The 20,571-nt window shown below is 61.0% G+C and carries 19 protein-coding genes and 1 tRNA gene; 6 read left to right on the forward strand and 14 right to left on the reverse strand.

The window, feature by feature from the left end; genetic code table 11:
* The first annotated feature begins 2 nt into the window (after positions 1–2).
* Both GFM02_RS20680 and GFM02_RS20685 read left to right on the forward strand, forming a co-directional pair.
* Positions 3–812: an endonuclease/exonuclease/phosphatase family protein gene (locus GFM02_RS20680; RefSeq protein WP_205930403.1), complete on the forward strand. Its 810-nt coding sequence runs from the start codon at positions 3–5 to the stop codon at positions 810–812.
* Positions 813–965: 153 nt separating this feature from the next.
* On the forward strand, positions 966–2,735 hold the full coding sequence (locus GFM02_RS20685) for a B12-binding domain-containing radical SAM protein (protein ID WP_168322615.1): 1,770 nt from the start codon (positions 966–968) through the stop codon (positions 2,733–2,735).
* Between the two features lie 126 nt (positions 2,736–2,861).
* On the opposite strand, the gene GFM02_RS20690 is transcribed toward GFM02_RS20685, so the two are convergent.
* The 5 genes from GFM02_RS20690 to GFM02_RS20710 form a co-directional block, all read right to left on the reverse strand.
* Positions 2,862–3,284 carry a nuclear transport factor 2 family protein gene (locus GFM02_RS20690; protein ID WP_168322616.1) on the reverse strand — a complete coding sequence of 141 codons (423 nt, stop codon included), beginning with the start codon at positions 3,282–3,284 and terminating at the stop codon, positions 2,862–2,864.
* Positions 3,285–3,461: 177 nt separating this feature from the next.
* Positions 3,462–4,946 carry a trigger factor gene (tig, locus tag GFM02_RS20695; protein WP_168270824.1) on the reverse strand — a complete coding sequence of 495 codons (1,485 nt, stop codon included), beginning with the start codon at positions 4,944–4,946 and terminating at the stop codon, positions 3,462–3,464.
* A gap of 200 nt (positions 4,947–5,146) precedes the next feature.
* A tRNA-Leu gene (locus GFM02_RS20700) sits at positions 5,147–5,231 on the reverse strand.
* 153 nt (positions 5,232–5,384) lie between these two features.
* Complete coding sequence (locus GFM02_RS20705; RefSeq protein WP_168322617.1) at positions 5,385–5,975, reverse strand: GDYXXLXY domain-containing protein; 591 nt, start codon at positions 5,973–5,975, stop codon at positions 5,385–5,387.
* Positions 5,972–7,075 carry a DUF2157 domain-containing protein gene (locus GFM02_RS20710; protein ID WP_168322618.1) on the reverse strand — a complete coding sequence of 368 codons (1,104 nt, stop codon included), beginning with the start codon at positions 7,073–7,075 and terminating at the stop codon, positions 5,972–5,974. The genes GFM02_RS20705 and GFM02_RS20710 overlap by 4 nt, the downstream gene beginning before the upstream one ends.
* 859 nt (positions 7,076–7,934) lie before the next feature.
* Here GFM02_RS20710 and GFM02_RS20715 point away from each other — a divergent pair.
* From GFM02_RS20715 to trmFO, 3 genes are all read left to right on the forward strand, one after another.
* A complete protein-coding gene (locus tag GFM02_RS20715) occupies positions 7,935–8,081 on the forward strand; it encodes a DUF1127 domain-containing protein (RefSeq protein WP_003539019.1) in 147 nt (48 codons plus the stop codon).
* A gap of 292 nt (positions 8,082–8,373) precedes the next feature.
* Positions 8,374–8,517 carry a DUF1127 domain-containing protein gene (locus GFM02_RS20720; protein WP_003539017.1) on the forward strand — a complete coding sequence of 48 codons (144 nt, stop codon included), beginning with the start codon at positions 8,374–8,376 and terminating at the stop codon, positions 8,515–8,517.
* A gap of 93 nt (positions 8,518–8,610) precedes the next feature.
* The gene (gene trmFO / locus GFM02_RS20725; protein ID WP_168322619.1) at positions 8,611–10,044 is read left to right on the forward strand and encodes a methylenetetrahydrofolate--tRNA-(uracil(54)-C(5))-methyltransferase (FADH(2)-oxidizing) TrmFO; all 1,434 of its coding nucleotides are present in this window, start codon (positions 8,611–8,613) and stop codon (positions 10,042–10,044) included.
* A gap of 10 nt (positions 10,045–10,054) precedes the next feature.
* Here trmFO and GFM02_RS20730 read toward each other — a convergent pair whose 3' ends face one another.
* The 5 genes from GFM02_RS20730 to yajC all read right to left on the reverse strand — a co-directional run bounded on the left by GFM02_RS20730 (position 10,055) and on the right by yajC (position 14,778).
* Positions 10,055–10,522 carry a hypothetical protein gene (locus GFM02_RS20730; RefSeq protein ID WP_131719953.1) on the reverse strand — a complete coding sequence of 156 codons (468 nt, stop codon included), beginning with the start codon at positions 10,520–10,522 and terminating at the stop codon, positions 10,055–10,057.
* 71 nt (positions 10,523–10,593) lie between these two features.
* Positions 10,594–11,451, reverse strand: a complete 858-nt coding sequence (locus tag GFM02_RS20735; RefSeq protein ID WP_168322620.1) for a phytoene/squalene synthase family protein — start codon at positions 11,449–11,451, stop codon at positions 10,594–10,596.
* Between the two features lie 2 nt (positions 11,452–11,453).
* Positions 11,454–11,840, reverse strand: a complete 387-nt coding sequence (locus GFM02_RS20740) for an Mth938-like domain-containing protein (protein ID WP_003539009.1) — start codon at positions 11,838–11,840, stop codon at positions 11,454–11,456.
* A gap of 4 nt (positions 11,841–11,844) precedes the next feature.
* Positions 11,845–14,385, reverse strand: a complete 2,541-nt coding sequence (secDF, locus tag GFM02_RS20745; RefSeq protein WP_168322621.1) for a protein translocase subunit SecDF — start codon at positions 14,383–14,385, stop codon at positions 11,845–11,847.
* A gap of 45 nt (positions 14,386–14,430) precedes the next feature.
* Positions 14,431–14,778: a preprotein translocase subunit YajC gene (yajC, locus tag GFM02_RS20750; protein WP_003539006.1), complete on the reverse strand. Its 348-nt coding sequence runs from the start codon at positions 14,776–14,778 to the stop codon at positions 14,431–14,433.
* A gap of 310 nt (positions 14,779–15,088) precedes the next feature.
* Between yajC and GFM02_RS20755 the strand changes: the two genes are divergently transcribed.
* A complete protein-coding gene (locus tag GFM02_RS20755) occupies positions 15,089–15,961 on the forward strand; it encodes an ATP-binding protein (protein ID WP_168322622.1) in 873 nt (290 codons plus the stop codon).
* A 54-nt stretch (positions 15,962–16,015) separates the two neighbouring features.
* Here the strand turns inward: GFM02_RS20755 and GFM02_RS20760 are convergent, their stop codons facing one another.
* The 4 genes from GFM02_RS20760 to serS all read right to left on the reverse strand — a co-directional run bounded on the left by GFM02_RS20760 (position 16,016) and on the right by serS (position 20,571).
* Positions 16,016–17,617, reverse strand: a complete 1,602-nt coding sequence (locus GFM02_RS20760; RefSeq protein ID WP_168322623.1) for a M23 family metallopeptidase — start codon at positions 17,615–17,617, stop codon at positions 16,016–16,018.
* A 242-nt stretch (positions 17,618–17,859) separates the two neighbouring features.
* A complete protein-coding gene (locus GFM02_RS20765; RefSeq protein WP_168322624.1) occupies positions 17,860–18,513 on the reverse strand; it encodes a protein-L-isoaspartate(D-aspartate) O-methyltransferase in 654 nt (217 codons plus the stop codon).
* Positions 18,510–19,283 (reverse strand): 5'/3'-nucleotidase SurE, encoded by a 774-nt coding sequence (gene surE, locus GFM02_RS20770; RefSeq protein WP_017991200.1) that lies wholly within the window; start codon positions 19,281–19,283, stop codon positions 18,510–18,512. The genes GFM02_RS20765 and surE overlap by 4 nt, the downstream gene beginning before the upstream one ends.
* Before the next feature lie 4 nt (positions 19,284–19,287).
* Positions 19,288–20,571 (reverse strand): serine--tRNA ligase, encoded by a 1,284-nt coding sequence (gene serS / locus GFM02_RS20775; protein ID WP_168322625.1) that lies wholly within the window; start codon positions 20,569–20,571, stop codon positions 19,288–19,290.

The following is a 20,571-nucleotide window of genomic DNA, read 5'->3' on the forward strand; positions in this document are numbered from 1 at the left end:
GAATGACATTGCGCATCATCTCGCTGAACGCATGGGGCGGCAGGCTTCATGAGGCGCTGATAGAATATGTGACGGCGGCCGATCCCGACGTGCTGTGCCTGCAGGAGGTTTTGCGCGCACCCGGCACCCACTCAGGCTGGTCGGTCTATCGGGACGGCGATGTCGAGCTGCCGCAGCGCTTCAATCTCTTTACCGAGATCAGCACCGCCCTGCCCGGCCACGACGGCTTCTTCTGCCCGACATCGAGAGGCGAACTCTTCGATGGCGATCGCGCCATTGTCGCCGAATTCGGGCTGGCGACCTTCGTGCGCAAAACGCATTCCGTCATCGCCCAAGGGCTGGGCTTCGTGCATGGCCGTTTTTCCGCTGATGGCTGGGGCGAGCATCCTCGGCCGCGAAACGCCCATTGCATCCGTCTCTTCTGCCATGAGCGCGCTTCTACCGTGACCATCGCCCACATGCATGGCCTGCGCGATCCCGCAGGCAAGGGCGACACGGCGGCGCGCGACGAACAGGCTGCAGCGCTGGTCAGGCTCATCGAGGGCGTCTGGCCCGGCGACGAAGGGCTCGTCGTCTGCGGTGATTTCAACGTGCTGCCCGATAGCGCGACCTTTGCGATTCTCGCCAGGCTCGGACTTTCCGACCTCGTCACCGGAAGCGGCCTTGTAGACACGCGAACCTCCTACTATCTGAAGCAGGGCCGCTTTGCCGACTACATGCTGGTGACGCCGGGGATGAAGGTTGCCAAATTCGAGGTGGTCGAGGCGCCCGAAGTCTCCGACCATCGCGCATTGCTGCTCGATATCGGGTAGTATATTGAGGAATGATACACTTCGCGAAGCGTTTGCGCGCCGTGCCGTTTTTTTACGCCTTAGTTTGACCTCCTAAATCGCATTGATACGTCGTGCTTGCCTTCAACGCCATTTTGCCTTCGGGCAAAAGCTTCTAGAGAAAGATAGATACTCTTGTCCCATGTCTTGGAAGCCGCGCGCAGACGTTTTCAGCTGATCCTGATCAAGCCGTCGCATTATGACGACGACGGCTACGTCATCCGCTGGTGGCGGGCGATGATCCCCTCCAATTCGCTCGCGGCGCTCTACGGCATTGCCGCCGAATGCGCCGAGCGCAAGGTGCTCGGAGACGATACGGCGATCGACATCACCGTGATCGACGAGACCAATACGCGGATCGATATCGCCGGACTGCTGGCGCAGTTCAAGCGTCACGACAATTTCGGCATGATCGCGCTCGTCGGCGTCCAGACCAACCAATATCCGCGCGCCCTCGATATCGCCCGTCCCTTCCGCGATGCCGGCCTGCCGGTTTCGATCGGCGGCTTCCATGTTTCCGGCTGCCTGTCGATGCTGGATGGCAAGGCGGTCGGGCTCGACGCCTGCCGCGACATGGGCATCTCGATGTTTGCCGGCGAAGCCGAGGGCCGGCTCGACATGGTGCTGCGCGATGCCGCCGCCGGTGAGCTGAAGCCGCTCTATAATTTCATGAACGACCTTCCCGGCATCGGCGGCACGCCGGTTCCCTTCCTGCCGAAGGACAATATCCAGCGCACGCTCGGGCTCAGCACCAGCTTCGATGCCGGACGTGGCTGTCCCTATCAGTGCTCGTTCTGCACCATCATCAACGTACAGGGACGCAAGTCGCGCTTCCGCTCGGCCGACGACGTCGAAAAGCTGGTGCGGATGAACTGGGCGCAGGGCATCCACAAATTCTTCATCACCGACGACAATTTCGCCCGCAACAAGGATTGGGAAGCGATCTTCGACCGGTTGATCGAACTCAAGGAACGTGACGGCATTCCACTCGGCCTGATGATCCAGGTCGACACGCTCTGCCACAAGATCCCCAATTTCATCGAGAAATCCAGGCGCGCCGGCGTCACCCGCGTCTTCATCGGCCTTGAAAACGTCAATCCGGATAATCTGACCGCCGCCAAGAAAAACCAGAACAAGATCACCGAATACCGCAAAATGCTGCTCGCCTGGAAGGCGCAGGGCATCATGACGCTCGCCGGTTATATCCTGGGCTTCCCCGCCGACACGCCGGAATCGATCCGCCGCGACATCGCGATCATCCAGGAAGAGCTGCCGCTCGACGTCATCGAATTCTTCATCCTGACGCCGCTGCCCGGCTCCGAGGACCATCAGGTCCTGTGGAAGAAGGGCGTCGAGATGGATGCCGATCTCAACATCTACGATGTCGAGCACGTCTGCACCGCCCATCCGAAGATGAGCAAGCAGGAATGGGAAGACATCTACCACGAGGCCTGGGCGCTCTATTATTCGCCCGATCATATGAAGACGCTGCTGCGCCGCGCTGTGGCAACCGGCGTGCCGCTCGCTAGGCTCGTCAAGGTTCTCGTCTCCTTCGCGACCACCGTGCCGCTGGAAAACGTGCACCCGCTGCAAAGCGGCCTGCTGCGCCTGAAGACGCCGTCGGAGCGGCGCCCGGACCTGCCGCGCGAGAATCCGCTCGTCTTCTGGCCGCGCTTTGCCTGGGAAACCTTCCGCAAACATGCTTCGCTCGCCGGCACGATCATTGGCCTGACGATTTCGGCGTTCTTGATTTCAAAGGAGGCGAAGTCGAAGACCTACATGGATCAGGCCCTGACGCCTGTCGCCGACGACGAAGAGGAAACGCTCCACCTCTTCACACAGACCGCCGGCGGCGCCGCAGCCGTCAACCACGTCAGGAAGGTCGCGCAACTGACCGCGCATTGAGCGGTGATTCTTGCAACGGCGGCTGAGGCCCGGACACATAGGCGGCAAGCCGATACATGTCGCTAAAGCGCGTCGCATGAATCAAGTTTGACAACGCGCTTTGAAAGCTCCGACTTTGGTGGTCGTTTAAGCGACTTGGATCATCTGGGTCGTCTCGGCCACTTGCAGCGTGTCGACGAATTCTACGATCTTGACAGGTTTCCCATCTCGGAAATGGATCTTGTCGACGAATTCCGTATGGAAGCTCACGCCCGATGGGATGTGCCTGACCTCGCCTTCGCGGTGGGCAAAGACCATATGCTCATCCTCGTCCACATAGATGCCGGCTGTCCTGATATTCGATAGATCCCATACAGTGATAAGCTGGGTTATCGCCTGGCGAAAATCATGCCCGCTTGATTCAGTCGAAAAAGGCGCCAGCCGTGTATTGCCGACCATGCGAAAGGTGCAATTCTCGCCGATCAGCGCCAGCGTAGCTTCGATATCGCCACGGTCACGCACAGCATAGATTTCCTCCACGAGCTTCTTCATGTCTTGCTTTTCGGTCATTTTCAGGTCCCTCCACCATTAGCGAAATTTGCATCTAACTATACTTCAATGCAACTCTTTGTTGTTCCAAATGAATAAACACAATGGAGTAGGCGGCGAGAATGAAACTGACCTGGACAATAGAAAAAGGCCCCGCACGATGGCGAGGCCCTTCCAAACTTCTGAACTGAAAAGCGATTATTCGGCGCTTTCGTCAGCCGCCTTCTTCTTCGGAGCAGCCTTCTTCTTCGGTGCGGCTTCTTCGCCTTCACCGGCGTCAGCTGCTTCGGCCTTGGCGGCAGCCTTCTTCTTCGGTGCGGCCTTCTTGGTTTCGGCCTTCGCTTCGCCTTCTTCCTCGGCGAGCAGCTCTTCCTTCGTCACCTTCTTATCGGTGACGTCGATTTCGGTCAGCAGGTGATCGATGACCTTCTCTTCGAAGATCGGTGCGCGGATCGAAGCGGCGGCACCCGGCTGGCTGCGGAAGAATTCGAGGATCTGCTTTTCCTGGCCCGGATACTGGCGCAGCTGATCGTAGATGGCGCGCTGCATCTCGTCTTCGCTGACTTCGACGCCGGCCTTTTCGCCGATTTCGGAGAGAACGAGACCGAGGCGAACGCGGCGCTCGGCGAGCGTCTTGTATTCCTCGCGAGCCTTCTCCTCGGTCGTGTCTTCGTCCTCGAAGGTCTTGCCGGACTGGGCGAGGTCGTTGTTCACCTGGCTCCAGATGCCGTTATATTCGGCGTCGACGAGCGAGTTCGGGGTCTCGAACTTGTACATCTCGTCGAGCTGGTCGAGGATCTGGCGCTTCAGCTTCTGGCGGGTCAGCGAGCCGTACTGCGATTCGATCTGGCCACGGACGATTTCCTTCAGGCGGTCGGCGGATTCGATGCCGAGCTTGGAGGCGAGTTCATCGTTGATCTCGACATCGGCAGGTGCGGCGACTTCCTTGACTGACACGTCGAAGGTCGCTTCCTTGCCGGCGAGGTTCTTGGCCGGATAGTCGGCCGGGAAGGTCACAGTGATGGTCTTCTCGTCGCCGGCCTTGACGCCGATGAGCTGGTCTTCGAAGCCCGGAATGAAGCGGCCGGAGCCGAGCACCAGCTCAGCGCCCTGGTCGGTGCCACCTTCGAAGGCTTCGCCATCGACCTTGCCGACATAGTCCATGGTGATGCGGTCGCCGTTCGCGGCCTTGCCGGTCTTGGTTTCGTAGGCGCGGGCGCTTTCGGCGACCTTCAAGACCTGCTCGTTGACTTCGTCGTCCGAGATGTCGATGACTTCGCGCGTGACCTTGATGCCCTTGACCGACTTCAGTTCGATCGGCGGCAGAACTTCATAGGAGAGCGTGAATTCGAAATCCTGCTCGGCAGCGAGGATCTTGTCAGCTTCGTCCTTGTCTTCCGTCATGGCGATTTCCGGCTGCGTGGCCGACTTCTCGCCGCGGCTGGACAGAATGGCGGCAGGCTGCTCGCGGACGATCTCGTTGACGAGGTCAGCCATGATCGACTTGCCGTAGACCTTCTTCAGGTGAGCGGCGGGGACCTTGCCCGGACGGAAGCCGTTGATGCGAACCTTGTCCTTCACATCGGCAAGACGCTCATTCATCTTGTCTTGCATGTCCTTGGCCGGGATAACGACCTTGATTTCGCGCTTCAGCCCTTCAGCGAGCGTTTCGATAACCTGCATGTCTTCCTACCTTCATTTCGTGGCGGCCGTGCCCAGACGCCGTTCGTTTCGATGAGCACGACGCCGGCGATCCTGCCGCGCGTGGCTTTTCCCAATTCCATATCATTCCGCCCAAAGCGGAATGGCACTCGCGGGCTATTCGGGACAACTCTCAATTGTTCTGGAACAACCGATTCCTAGTCTCCCGCCTGCAAACAGCTTGGTGCGGGTAGAGAGACTTGAACTCCCACGCCTTGCGGCACCAGAACCTAAATCTGGCGTGTCTACCAATTTCACCATACCCGCGTTCACAAAACCGCATGCCTATGCCTGCGCATGAGGCCTTCCGGAGCGCGGCGTCTCTATATCACCCGATTTGGCCGAGGCAAAGGAAAAATGAACGGGAAATGACAGGGGATTTGCGGCCCTGGAGCTGCCCTGCCCCGAAGTGCGACGCGATCAGTAAAGCGGCTCGTCGTAAACCGGCTTGCCATCGACGAGCAGGCTGCGGATCTGTGCGCTTCCATCAGGCGAGACACGCACTGCGATGGCGACGTTGCCGTCATTGCGGGCCGCCTCGATCGGCTTGCCCTGGCCTTCGGGAACGTAGTAGCGCTCGATGCCGTATTCGACACGCATGCTGTCGCCGGCGGCAAGTCCGCCACTATAAAATGGCTGGCTGCGCAGGATCACGGTCTCCGGCTGCGCAGGCAGTTCGTGAAAGGACGATTCGGTCACCGTCCAGAAACCGTCCTCCTGCTTCTTCAACCGGACCCATAACACCCGTTCGCCGGCCTCGCCCGGAATGCCGCCGGAAACCGTCTGCACCGGCACCGAGGAAATGTCGTAGTTCAAGACGACATAGTCGCCGCGCAGGAAATCGCGCGGATCGACGGGCGCCGTCTTCAGCAGCACCTCGGCGCCACCGCTGAGAATCGACGCCCGGCTCTGGATGATGGTGCCGAGGATAAGGGTCTGCAGACCGGCGACGATGATGGCTGAAAGCAAATAGCCCTTGCCGGATTGCAGCCTTGCCATGAACGAGTTCATGCCCGCTCCCCCTGTGCATTCGCCGAAAAACGCCGTTCGAGACGGATGACCATCCAGGCGACCAGCGCGACCACGAGACCGGAGAAGAGGAAGAGGCTCGACGTGCCGAGGATCGAGCCGACGGTGACGGAGGCGAGATAGAGCATCTCCGCGGCAAAGGTCGTATAGGCGAGATATCGCACCGCGCCATTATCCCTGCCGCGCAAGACGATCGCCAGCACGGAAGCGGCAAGCGTCGCCACTCCGAGCACCACCAGCCCCCAGCCGTCCTCGATTTCGAAATGCAGCAGCAGGAAGCCGATTACGGCGACGAGGAAGCTGTAGAAGGCTGGAGCCGCACCAGCGCTTCTGACCAAGGAGGCAATAGGCCGGAGCGGCAACGCCGTCAGGACGAAGGCCGCCATGCCGCCGATCGCGAAGGCAAGCGCCACGGCGATCTCTTCATAAAGAGTATAGAGCCAGGCGAGCCAGCCGATCAGCAGCAGATAAGCCAGGTGGCGGGCTCGCTCGGCGCCGGTATACCGCACCAGTCCGATGACGATCAGCGCCATGACGGGCGCCATCCAGGGATCGAGACCGATCCAATGCGTCTCGTTATTCTCAAGATAGACGGCGAAGGACGCCCAGGAGAGGAAGCCGGCGACGACGGTCACGGCGCCCGAACGGAACAGGATCGCCGAGATCGTCGCAATCGCGAACCACAGATACATCACCGTCTGCTCGTCGCCGGAGAGGTGATACATCTGCCCGACCAGCGAGATGGCTCCGCCGAAACTCATTGCGCCGATGACCAGCAAGCCGCCTGCGGCGGCTGTCGCACCGCGGGCAAGCATTCGGGCGGCGGCGATATGCACCACCCAGATCAGGGCAAGGATGCCTCCCACGCGCACCAGCCGCGGGATGGCCTCCCAGTTGGAGGCGACGACCAGCAGGATGGCAGCTGCAAGCAGCACCGCTGCCAGCGCCATCAGCACCCTGCCGAGGCTGAAGCTTGCCGGGCGGCTGTCATATTCGGCGAGAAGCGCATCTGCCGTTTCCTGCCCGAGCAGGCCCTTGCCCACCCAGAGCGAGAGATCCCGCTCCAATCTGCCGCGATACATGCTCAACCCCTTGATTTCCGCAACGTCGACTGCGGCGCTGCAGCTCACGCCGTTATAGACGCAGCACGGGTGTTCGCAAACGCCCTTGCGACAAATATACAAGTTCCTCATTGGTCTAAATAGTATCGAGTGTTAACCGGCCGCTAACGTCAGAAGCGCTAATATAAGTCTACGAACGGAGAGGTATGCGATCTCTGCATATCCCCCATGAATTTATTGCACTGCACAATATTCATTAGTCATACTATTTACCAGGACATCGAAGCACGGGGATGGCGCCCCGGCCCGGCATCAGCCGGACGCCCGCGGACGCTTTGTCCGTGACGAGATTCGTAGCCGCGCACTCCTCCTCCCAGCGCGCTGCGATAGACTGGCAACACTCCTCCTCCCAGTTGTCAGTCACCCTAACGCGCCCGCCGGATCCTCCCCCGGCGGGCGTTTTTGTTTAGCCAGAGCTTCATTAAAGCCTTGGCAGTGAGAGGATTTTCGTCGCATTGCGCCGTCATGCCACATTGTCGTCACGCCGCCCCACCAACCCCGCGAAGGGGTGGGCGACTTCCAATCCGAAGCGGAACGCCACTTTGCAGCGGGATCACCGGAGGAAGCAGCGTTTTCTGTTATGGCACCCCATTCGCCTCTCCAAATCGACTGCTTTCCCAAAAGTCATTCTGCCTATTCGGTGACCAAAAAACGGTAAGTCTGCGTCAAATACCCCTTGAGCATTGCATTGCTCGCATAGGTGATCTGAAAACTTGTCTGTTTTAGTCTTTCGCGTCGCAACATATATTCCAGTCATCAAATAGAGGTCAGCGCCGATCGGTGGCTGCTGGCGGATGAAACCCTCGGAAAGGGGCTTAACATGAACTTCTCTCGCTCTTTCAATAACTGGCGCAAGTATCGTCAGACCGTCACGGAACTCGGCCGCATGACCAACCGCGAATTGCACGATCTCGGCATCGACCGTTCGGACATCCATCGCGTTGCCCGTGAGGCTTCTCACCGCTAATTCCAGGCGATCCGCTCCTCCCAAGCAGGATTGTTCTCGATTGAAACGCCCGCTGTACCCACAGCGGGCGTTTTCTTTTGTCTGCACATGGTGGCCGCGGCGGTTGCAGGTTTTTCCCACTCGTTAGCCCGCTCAAAAAATATCCTCTGCTTAATTGAAGAGCATCGTAGTGCACAATTGCATGGCAGACGCCTTTTATTTGCACTGCACAATCGGACGGTCCTCGCCTATATAAACATCAACCGCAGAGAGACAGGCGATCCCGCCGTCCCGCGGACATAGGAAGAAGACAATGAACCCGATCCGCATTGCAAGAAGCTGGCTCAGCTACCGTCGTACGCTCAATGAACTCGGCGGCCTTTCGAACCAGACCCTGTCCGATATCGGCGTTAGCCGCTACGACATCCGGAATATCGCATCCCGCTCGTTCCGCTAATAGCGAGTACGATGCTTCCAAGACGGCGCCCCTGGGCGCCGTTTTTGATTCCAGGGTGTTGGATCGCACCTGCCGACATGATATCAGCCGGGAATGAACACGATCTCCTCCTATTCCCCTATCCACGTCGTCGGCGGCGGGCTTGCCGGTTCGGAAGCCGCCTGGCAGATCGCCAGTTCCGGCGTTCCCGTTATCCTGCATGAAATGCGCGGGGTGCGCGGCACGGATGCGCACAAGACCGACGGCCTTGCCGAACTCGTCTGCTCCAATTCCTTCCGTTCCGACGATGCGACCAGCAATGCCGTCGGCGTCATTCATGCCGAGATGCGCATGGCGGGCTCGCTGATCATGGCCGCTGCCGATCGGTGCCAGGTACCGGCGGGCGGTGCGCTCGCCGTCGATCGCGATGGCTTCTCCGAGGCGGTGACCAAAGCGGTCCATGACAACCCGCTCATCACCGTCGTGCGTGAAGAGGTCACCGGCCTGCCGCCGAAGGATTGGGATCTTGCCATCGTCGCCACCGGACCGCTGACGGCGCCGTCGCTCGCGAACGCCATCCAGGCGGAAACCGGCGAGGATTCGCTTGCCTTCTTCGACGCTATAGCGCCGATCGTCTACCGCGAGAGCATCGACATGGATATCTGCTGGTATCAGTCGCGCTACGACAAGGTCGGGCCCGGCGGCACCGGCAAGGATTACATCAACTGCCCGATGGACGAGGCGCAGTACAATGCCTTCGTCGACGCGCTGATATCCGGCGACACGGTCGGCTTCAAGGAATGGGAGGGCACACCTTATTTCGACGGCTGCCTGCCGATCGAGGTGATGGCTGAACGCGGCCGCGAGACTTTGCGCCACGGACCGATGAAGCCGATGGGGCTGACGAACGCGCATAATCCGACGGTCAAGGCCTATGCCGTCGTGCAGCTGCGACAGGACAATGCGCTCGGCACGCTCTACAATATGGTCGGCTTCCAGACGAAGCTGAAATATGGCGCGCAGGCGGATATCTTCCGGATGATCCCGGGTCTGGAAAATGCGGAATTTGCCCGTCTCGGCGGTCTGCACCGCAATACCTATATTAACTCCCCCACCCTGCTCGATCCGTCGCTGACGCTGAAATCGCGGCCCGGTCTGCGCTTTGCCGGCCAGATCACCGGCTGTGAGGGTTATGTGGAAAGCGCCAGCGTCGGGCTGATGGCCGGGCGTTTCGCCGCCGCCGAACGCAAGGGCGAGGCGATTTCGCTACCGCCGGCGACGACGGCGCTCGGCTCGCTGCTCGGTCATATCACCGGTGGCCACCTCGTCACCGACGAGGAGCCGGGCAAACGATCGTTCCAGCCGATGAACATCAATTTCGGGCTGTTTCCGGAGCTCCAGCTGGGTTCGATCGTCAAACCCGAAGGCGTCAAGCGCTTTCGTGGCAAGGACAAGACGATCATGAAGCGGCAGCTGATCGCACGCCGCGCGCTTGCCGACTGCGCCGCCTGGCTCGGCCAAAATTCGACGTTTGCCGAAAGCGCCTGAGCAGCCACTTCTACTGCTTGTTCGCCGCCGAAATATTGCCGGGCGGCAGGTCCTTATCCGGCTCGGCGATATAATTGCCGAGCAGCCAGAGCGAAACCTCCGAGGCTTCCTTGGCGGAAGCGAATTCGAAATCGCCGTTGTGATGGGGTGCATCGAGGAAGTCGATCACCAGTCCCCTGCCCGTTTCCGAGCCGACGACGCGCACCCGACCCGGCTCGATCAGGTGGCAGGAGAAATGGCGCGACATGTTGCGCATGAAGCCGGCCTTGTTGTCGTGCAGGCGCACAAAGACGGCCTGGCCGTTTTCCGTCGCCTGCAGCTGACGGATCGCCTCGTTCGGAAAGGCGCGGCCGAACTCGATGATGGCAAGGCCCGTGTCATGCAGGCCATCTTCCTTGTTCTGCGCGGCCATGCGCGTTGCCACGAAAGCAAAGAAAATGACGATGGCGAAAAGGACGCACCAGACGATAATGCCCACGCCGAGTCTCCGTTCAAAGGGTAGCGGTGGAAGCCTTGTAACGCGCGAGACTTGCGCGAATTTGACCGATATCAGATTTTTCGGCGTGCGGCAGCCAGCCCCATCCGCAGCTGGCGGCGCCATTGCGGCGGCTGCAGCGGCCGGTCGAGCAGCAAGGCGCCGCGTTTCTGCGCCTTGATGAGCACCGGTTCGGCAAGCGTAGCCGGCAGGAAGGCTGGAAAGACGGCCGGCGCAATCGGCCCCGCCGCCCTCGCCTTTGCCAGATGTTCGCGACCGAGGCCGGCAAAGGCCTCGATGGCGGCAGAGATGCGCGGCCTGTCTTCGCCGGCAAGGAAGGCATCGCGGTCGAGACCGGTGGCGGAAAGGATCTGCAGCGGAATATAGATCTGGCCGCGGCGGCGATGCAGCGGCATCAGCAGCAACAGCCCGGCGACCGCCTGGGCGACGCCGGCATGGCCGGCGGCGTCGGCCGATCGTGCGGCTTCCTCCGGCGAAAGCACCAGGCTTGCGAGCTGAATCAGCGCCGATGCCGTTTCGCCGGCATAGCCTTCAAGCGAAAGACGTGTCTCCATCGGATCGTCATAGAGATCGAAGGTCCGGGCCTCGATCATGTCGATCAGCGTCTTGCGCGGCAGGCGGTGCGTTTCGATGGCGATCAGAAGGGCTGCGGCGACGGGATTGGCCGCCGTCGAGCCGTGTGCGCTGCCTTCCAGAAGATCATGCCAATATTGCAGCCGCACCTCACCGGGCAAGGGCTCGTGGACGAGATCGCGGATGCGGGCAAGCTCTGCGTTGAAGGCGTAAAGAGCTGCGAGCGCACCGCGCTTTTCCTCCGGCGACAGCAGACAGGCGAGATAGCGGTCGCGATCGGTGTCACGCAGCATCGCCAGGCAGATGTCCTGGTTGGTCGCAATATGCGCTTCAGTCATCGTCAGACCGCAATCAACGCCGCGGCGACGGCGCGTTGCTCGGCGAGCATGATATTGAAGGTGCGCACTGCAGCCCCCGTGCTCATCGGATCGGAGGAGATGCCGCGCGACTTCAGCGCCAGCCTCAATTCCTCGGGCAGACGGCGAAGCTCGGTTCCAGTACCGACGAGCAGAACCTCGATATCGGCGGCCTCATCCAGCACCCGGCGAAAATTTTCAGGCGACAGCGGTTTCGACATGTCCATGTCCCAGCCATGAATGCCGGAGGGCAGGCAAAGGATCGAGCCGCGATGCGACATGTCGGCAAAGCGAAAGCCGCCATTGCCGTAAGCATCGATCGGAGCGCGCCCGGGGAAATGCGCGGCGCGGATTTCTATGCCTTTTGCCATGTTTTCAAACCACCGTGCCGGATTTTACGCCAGCATCCGTCTTGTTGCTTTCTTCCCCGTCGGGAGCCTTCGGCCGCAGCCGGAAGACGATCAAGACGGGAGCAGCGATATAGATCGAAGAGAAGGTGCCGAGAGCGACGCCGAAGAGCATCGCAAAGGTGAAGGAGCGGATGACTTCGCCGCCGAAGAGAAAGAGCGCCAGCAAGGCGATCAGCGTCGTCGCCGCGGTCAGAACGGTGCGCGACAGCGTCTGATTGATCGAGGCATCGATCAGGATCGGCAGCGGCATCTTTTTGTATCGCTTCAGATTCTCGCGCATTCGGTCGTAGACCACGACCGTATCGTTCAGGGAATAACCGACGATGGTCAGCACGGCGGCGACGCTCGTCAGGTTGAACTCGATGCCGGTGAGGACGAAGAGACCGAGCATGATGATGACGTCGTGCAGAGTTGCAACGATGGCGCCGACCGCGAATTGCCATTCGAAGCGGATCCAGATGTAGATGAGGATCGCCGCAAGTGCAGCCAGCACGCCGAGCGTCGCCATCATCGTCAATTCGCCCGAGATGGCGGGGCCGACGACCTCGACGCGGCGAAAATCATAATCTTCCTGGAGCTCGCCGCGCACTAGCGTCGCTGCCGACTGCTCGGCATTCTCACCGCCGCCCTGGGAAGCGATGCGGATCCGCGCGTTCGATGGTCCGCCCGTGCGCTCGACACTGATCTCACCGAGATTGAGATCATTGAGGCGCGCGTGGAGATCGGCGATGTCGGCATTGCCCTGCTTTGCCGTCACCTCGATGAGCGAGCCGCCGGTGAAATCAATGCCGAGATGCGGACCGACGGTGGCAAAGGCGGCCATGGCGATCAGCGAGATGACCGCCGACGCCGTAAACACATAACGGCGGATCCCCATGAAGCGGATATTGGCGTGTTCGAAAAGATGGGTCAGCACGCTCTTCGGCAGATGCCGAGGGTGGCGCCTTCTCACCCAGACGGCAACGATCGAGCGTGTCAGCGTGAAAGCCGTGAAAACGGTCGTCAGGATGCCGACCGCAAGCGTCACTGCAAAACCGCGGATGGATTCGCTGCCGAGGAAGAAGAGGATGATGGCGGCTATGAAGATCGTCACATTGGCGTCGACGATCGTCGCGAAGGCGCGCGAGAAACCGCGGCCGACCGCCTCCGCAAAGGAATGGGTGGTTTTTTCCTCCTCGCGGATTCGCTCATAGATCAGAACGTTCGAGTCGACCGCCATGCCGACGATCAGCACGATGCCAGCAATCCCCGGCAAGGTCAGCGTCGCGCCGGCAAGGCTCAGCACCGCGACGATGAGGATCAGGTTGAGGAAGAGCGATGCGACGGCGATGAGGCCGAGGATGCGATAGAGCGCGATCATCAATGCCGCGACCAATACGACGGCGACGAGGCCGGCAACAAGACCGTTGAAGATGGAATCGGCGCCGAATCTCGGGCTGACGCTGCGTTCCTCAACGCTGGTCAGCGTCGCCGGCAAGGCGCCGGCGCGCAGCATGATCGCAAGGTCGCGGACGCCATCCTCGGAGAAGTTTGCCGAAATCCGGCCCTCGCCGCCGGTGATCGCCGCATCGATGACCGGTGACGACATCACCTGGTCGTCGAAGACGATGGCAAGGTGTTTGCCGATATTCTGCCCCGTCGCCTGCGCCAGCCGCTGCGTGCCTTCCGCATCGAGACGATAGGCGATCGAGGTATCCTGCGTCTGTTGATCGACGACAGGCTCGATATCGACCATGTTGCTGCCGGTGATGAAAGCCGTGCGGTCGACGAGGTACGGCACCGGCGGATCGTCAAGCGAATAGAGCACCTGCGATGTCGCCGGCCAGCGGCCGTTCAGCGCCTCCTGCCCCGACATGCTTTCGTCGATCAGATGAAAGGAAAGCTTGGCCGGCTGGTTGAGGATGTTCTTCAGCCGCTCCGCATCGATCGATCCCAGCACCTGCACGACGATGCGGTCGGCGCCATAGGGGCGAACGAGGAAATTATCATTGCCCAATCCGGCGATGCGGCGGCCAACGATATCGAGCGAGCGGGTCCGGGCGGAAGCGACGTCAGCAGTAATGCCAGCGTCGGAAATCTGCAGCGAGAGCTGCCCCTGATCACCCTGCTGCAGGGCGACCTCAGGTCCCGAATGTCCACCAGCCGTCGTCAACGGCTTCAGGAGATCGACCGCCGCCTGTGTCTGGGCCGCATCGGTGATCCGCACGGTGACGGTCTGGCCATTGCCGGTGAGCCCGGTATAGCGGATGCCGGCGCCGCGCAGCGCGTTGCGCACATTCGCGACCAGCTCTTCCAGGCGGTCCCTGACGATATCGGAACGCTCGACCTTCAGAACGATATGCGAGCCGCCCTGCAGGTCGAGACCAAGCACGACGCGGTCGTGCCGCAACCAGTCCGGCAGGGAGGATCGCTGCGCCTCGGTCAACAGATTGGGCGCAGCGATGACGATGGCCGCAAACGCGGCCAGCCAAATCAGAAGTGTTTTCCAGCGGGAAAAATGCAACATTCTCTCGACGATCTTCCGATCCGGCGGTCCTGCCGTTATCGCTTGTTACGCCGCGTCGGCCTTGACCGGTTCACCCTTGACGCGAATTTCGGAGATGCCGCTGCGGACGATGCGCACGCGCACGCCGTCGGCGATCTCGACTTCGACTTCCTTTTCGTCAATCACCTTGGTGACCTTGCCGACGAGGCCGCCACCGGTGACGACCTGGTCGCCGCGACGGATCGCCTTCAGGGTTTCCTCACGCTTTTTTGCCTGTGCGCGCTGCGGACGGATCAGCAGGAAGTACCAGACGACCATCAGCGGCACGAACAGGATGATCATTTCGAAACCGGAGCCGCCGAATCCCGTTGCGGTATCGGTCGCGCTCTGGGCGAATGCCGGGGTGATGAACATGCTAAACTCCTCAGGCTTGGGCGGCGGAACTCCGCCTCTCTTTTCAGGTTGCCGGACTATAGTTACGGCTTCGATGAATGCAACAGAAACAGCCGGAAACAGTACCGATTCCGCTGCCTCATAACCTTTCCGCCGTCAAAACGCCATGCTAAAGCGCGTCGCATCGAACTTGATCGATGCGACGCGCTTTAGCTCTTTTGTTTTCAAGCATGTCGTTATCCCGGAACCGCTCCACACTTCCGGGCGACATGCATTAGCGGCATCGAAAGATCAAAGCGGATTGCCGCAGTGAGACATCAGGAGGCCACCGATGACCGAGGAAATCAATACAGCCCTGCTTGCCGAGCTGAAACGGCTCGCAGACGCCGTCGAGCGTCTTGCCGGACCGCCACCCGCCCTCAACGACTGGGATGCTGCCGACTGTTTCGTCTGGGCGCCACTGCGCCAGCATCTGCAGCCGGTCAAGAGGCCGAACCGGGTGGCGTTGACGCTCATCCGCGGCGTCGATCACGTGCGCGACATCCTGCACGAGAATACGGTGCGTTTCGCCGAGGGCTATGCCGCCAACAATGTGCTGCTCTGGGGCGCGCGCGGCATGGGCAAATCCTCACTGGTCAAGGCCGTGCACGAGGATGTCCGGCGCGAGAGCAGCGCCTCGCTGAAACTGGTCGAAGTCCATCGTGAGGATATCGCCAGCCTTCCCAATCTGCTCGACCTCCTGAAGGACACGCCGTACCGCGTGATCGTCTTCTGCGACGATCTCTCCTTCGATCACGACGACACCGCCTACAAGTCGCTGAAGGCGGCACTCGACGGCGGCGTCGAAGGACGACCGGACAATGTGCTCTTCTACGCCACCTCCAACCGGCGCCATCTCCTGCCGCGCCACATGATGGAAAACGAGCAGTCGACGGCGATCAATCCGTCGGAAGCGGTCGAGGAGAAGGTTTCGCTTTCCGACCGCTTCGGCCTCTGGCTCGGCTTCCACAAATGCAGCCAGGAGGATTATCTCGGCATGATCGACGGCTATGCCGATCACTTCAAGCTCGGGCTCGAACGCGACAAGATGCATGCCGAAGCGCTGGAATGGGCAACGACGCGCGGCGCACGCTCCGGCCGCGTCGCGTGGCAGTATATCCAGGACCTGGCCGGGCGCATGCGCGTTCACATCGACAGAGCCTGAAATAACAAAAGCCCGGCTGGTGGCCGGGCTTTTGCGCTTCCTGGCACGCTGTACCTATTCCAGGAAAGTCATCGGATTGACCGGAGACGCGTCCTTGCGCACCTCGAAATGGACCTGCGGCTGCTTGACGTCGCCGCTCATGCCGGAGACGGCGACGGTCTGGCCGCGCTGGATCTTCTGGCCGCGGGTGACGCTCAGCGTATCGGCATTGCCGTAGACGGTGACGGTGCCGTCGTCGTGACGGACGAGAACCGTGTTGCCGAGTTCCTTCAGGCCGTTGCCGGCATAGATGACGACGCCGTTTTCGGCAGCCTTGATCGGGGTGCCCTGCGGCACCGAAATGTCGATGCCGTCATTGCGGTTGCCGTTGACGTTGGCGCCGTATGAAGCAATGACCTGGCCGCGCACCGGCCAGCGATATTTGCCGATGCCGGTCGATTCCGGCGCGGCTGAGCTGACGTCCGACTTCTTCTCGACATCGTCGACGGTCTGAGTGGCGGCCGGCGCCTTATAGGGCGCGGGCTGCGCGGAAGCCGTCTGCTGGGCAGCTGCTGGCTGGGTCGGCTTCGGATCGACCTTCTCAGCCGGGATCGAGGCGGTCTTGATATTATCGGCGGCGCCATTCGGGATCTTCAGAGCCTGACCGATGCGGAGCGAGCTGGCCGAAAGATTGTTGGCGGCCTTGAGGTCGTCGACATTGCTACCGGTCGCCTTGGCAATCTTTGCCAGGGAATCGCCTTGCTTGACGACATAGGTGCCGGCAGGCGCCTTCGGATCCTTGCCGGCGCCGGCGGGAAGTTTGCCGGTGACATCGCCACTCGCCAGCGTCTTGTCGCGGGCGGAATTGGCGCCCGGAACGACGGCAACGTTCTGCTCAGGCGCCTTCGGCGCCGGCACCTTGCCGGGCTTGGAAAGGTCAGCCGCCTGCGATGCCGCCTTGGCGGCATTGCCGCCGTTGAAGGTCGGGATCAGGATCGCCTGGCCAGGCTGAGCGGCAGATGCCGTCTTCAGAACATTGACGCGCAGGATTTCCTTTTCTGGTACGCCGAAACGCCTGGAGAGCGTGGCGATGCTTTCACCCGGACGGAGCGTCACCGAAGGAGCGTTGGTCGCGGACCAGCCTGAAACCTTCGGCGTCGTGCCTGTCGTCAGTGTATCAGGCGTCACCTTGGGTGCCGCCGGCGCCACCAATCGGGGCCTTTCGGCCTGCGGCGCAGTTGGGAAAGGCTGGGCGAGCGCAACTTCCTTTTCCCGCTGCCGGGAGGGTGCCGCCGCCGTCGGCGCGGCCAACTCTGAACGCTGCACCGAGACCGGCGCGGAAGCGAGACGTGCGCTCGAGCTCGACGTGCGGGTCGGATCGTAACCCGGGCTTGCCGGATAAGGCTGATTCTGTGCGTCATTGCCGCCGCCATAGCCTGACTGGCCGACAACGGCCGAACTGCTAAGATCGGCGCGCGGCACCGGATCGCCCTGAGAGCCGCTCATATTCCTGCGCGGCACTGAACCGGTAGTGATCTGGTCCTGCCCGGAGGAGGAAAACAAGCCGCCAAACCGTGTCACATCGGAACTGCAGCCCGTTGCGGCACTTGCCAGCAGGCTAACAACCAGAAGATTACCGGCCGACTTCCCGAACTTTGGCGAAAGACTGAAACGCATGACTCGACCCACTGAGAACACAACCATTTGTGAGTCTATTAAAACGCGTTAGTATTACCACGCAGTTAAGATGCTGGAATCAGTGCGATTTTTTTGAGAAGTTGATAACCATAGCTTACGGGTGAAAAATCGCAGTGTGCTGAGCGTGATGCCGAAAAGTCTCAGCGGTTCTCGGACGAGATCATGCGCGCTCTTTTCTGATGGTCAAATCTCAGGCCTATCCGGCCTGAAATCATCCACGTCTACAGCAGCGAGGCAAGACGCGGAACGATCGGCAGATAAGGCGCCTCGAATAATTCCTCGCGTTCGAAACGGCTGCCGGTTTTCGTCAGCCGCACCATGCGACACTCATTCTCGGAAATCATCAGCGGCGCGATCATCGAGCCACCGGAAACGAGCTGGTCTGTATAAAAGCGCGGCATCGCGTTGAACGCCGCCGTCACCAGGATGCGGTCGAAGGTGCCCTCACCCTGCATGCCGGCGCTGCCGTCGGCCTGACGGATGACGACACTGCGCAGACCAAGCGATTCAATGCGCCGCTGCGCGGCTGATGTCAGCGTCTTGTAGCGGTCGATGGACAGAACACGCTCGGCCAGGCGGCCCATCACGGCGGTGGAAAAGCCGCTTCCAGTGCCGATCTCCAGGACGCGCTGGCCGGGCTTGAGCTTCAGGTGATGCAGGATGCGGACGGCAAAATCGATGCCTTCGAGGAAGGAACCGCATTCGATCGGGATCGTCCGGCTCGAATAGGCGTCGTCGGCGAATTGCGGCGGCACGAACAACGAACGCTGCGTCTGCTCGACCGCCGTCAGCAGATCGAGGTCCGAGATGCCTTCGGCACGCAATCTGAGGACGAGCGCCGCAAAGCCCTCCTTCTCCGCCAGTCTTGCCGTCAAACTTGTGCTCCGTATCCCAAGGCCCGCGCCACGCGGTCCGTCACGGAATAATCGGTCAGATCCAGTTTCAAAGGCGTTACCGAAATCTTATTATGCTTCAGGGCGTGAATATCGGTGCCTTCAACGAAGGCGCCGGCGCGTTCGCCAAACTTCAGCCAGTAGTAAGGAAAGCCCCGGCCGTCGGAGCGGGCGTCGACCTGCAGATTGAAGGCGAGCTTGCCCTGCATCGTCACCTCGGCGCCGTCGACTTCGTCGGGCCGGCAGTTCGGGAAGTTGAGATTGAGGAACGTGCCCTCCGGCAGGTCCAAGACCATCAGCTTTTCCAGAAGAGCCGGGGCATGCGTCTCACAGACCTCCCAAGGCACGATGCGCGCGCCGTCCTCATAGAGATAGGCCTGGCTCAGCGCGAAGGAGCGCACGCCCTGCATGGTGCCCTCGATGGCGCCGGCAATCGTGCCGGAATAGGTCACGTCGTCGGCAACGTTCGAGCCTGAATTGACGCCGGACAGGACAAGGTCCGGCTTGATGTCCATCACCTGCCTGATGCCCATGATGACGCAATCGGTCGGCGTGCCGCGCAGGGCGAAATGCTTGTCGGAAATCTTGCGCAGCCGCAGAGGTTCGGAGAGGCTCAGCGAATGGGCCAGGCCGCTCTGGTCGGTCTCGGGCGCCACGATCCAGACATCGTCGGACAGCGTGCGCGCGATCCGCTCCAGCGCGGCAAGACCTTCGGCGTGAATGCCGTCGTCATTCGTAAGCAGGATGCGCATCGCCTCAAGCCGCCCGTTCGATTTTAGTCAATCCGCCCATATAAGGCAGCAAAACGTCCGGAATCGTGACCGAACCGTCCTCATTCAGATAATTTTCAAGGACGGCGATCAGGCAGCGGCCGACGGCCGTGCCGGAACCGTTCAGCGTGTGGACGAACCTGTTGCTCTTGTCTTCCTTGCCGCGATACCGCGCGTTCATTCGGCGGCCCTGAAAATCGCCGCAGACCGAGCAGGAGGAGATTTCACGGAAGGCATTCTGTCCCGGCAGCCAGACTTCGAGATCGTAGGTCTTGCGCGAGCCGAAGCCCATGTCGCCGGTGCAAAGCGTCATGGTGCGGAAATGCAGGCCGAGGCGCTTCAGCACTTCCTCGGCGCAGGCGGTCATCCGTTCATGCTCAGCAACGGCGTTCTCGGCATCGGTGATCGAGACGAGCTCGCATTTCCAGAACTGATGCTGGCGCAGCATGCCGCGCGTATCGCGGCCGGCAGAGCCTGCTTCCGAGCGGAAGGACGGCGTCAGCGCGGTGAAGCGGAGCGGCAGCTTTTCGTGATCGAGGATTTCCTCGCGCACCAGATTGGTCAGCGTCACTTCGGCCGTCGGAATCAACCAGCGTCCATCCGTCGTCCTGAAGAGATCTTCGGCGAATTTCGGCAGCTGGGCGGTGCCATAGACGGCCTCGTCGCGCACCATCAAGGGCGAGCTGACTTCGGTATAACCGTGCTCGCTGGTGTGGAGATCGATCATGAACTGGCCGAGCGCGCGCTCGAGCCTGGCGAGCGGCCCGGTCAGAACCGTGAAGCGCGAGCCGGAGAGCTTGGCAGCGCGCTCGAAATCCATATAGCCGAGCGCCTCGCCGATTTCGAAGTGCTCCTTCGGTGCGTGGTTCCAGCGCGGCTTTTCGCCGACGGTGCGGGTGACGACATTGTCATGCTCGTCCTTGCCGACCGGGACGTCGTCGAAGGGGATGTTCGGGATGCGCGAGAGCGCGTCGTTGAGTTCGGCCGTCAGTTGCCGGTCTTCTTCCTCGATCGCCGGCAGCAGGGTCTTGAGTTCAGAGACCTCCGCCTTCAGCTTCTCGGCAAGCTCGCCATTCTTCTGGGCCATCGCCGCGCCGATCTCCTTGGAGGCGAGGTTGCGGCGGGACAGCAAGTCCTGGGCCTTCTGCACGGCAGTGCGGCGCTTTTCATCGAGGGCGACGAGACTTTGGGCAAGAGGCTCGGCACCCCGCTTAGCGAGGGCGGCATCGAGCGCTTCGGGATTCTCACGGATCCATTTGATATCGAGCAT

Origin of the sequence: Rhizobium leguminosarum bv. viciae (assembly GCF_012276115.1) — a bacterium.
In the GTDB taxonomy this organism is placed as follows: domain Bacteria; phylum Pseudomonadota; class Alphaproteobacteria; order Rhizobiales; family Rhizobiaceae; genus Rhizobium; species Rhizobium leguminosarum_T.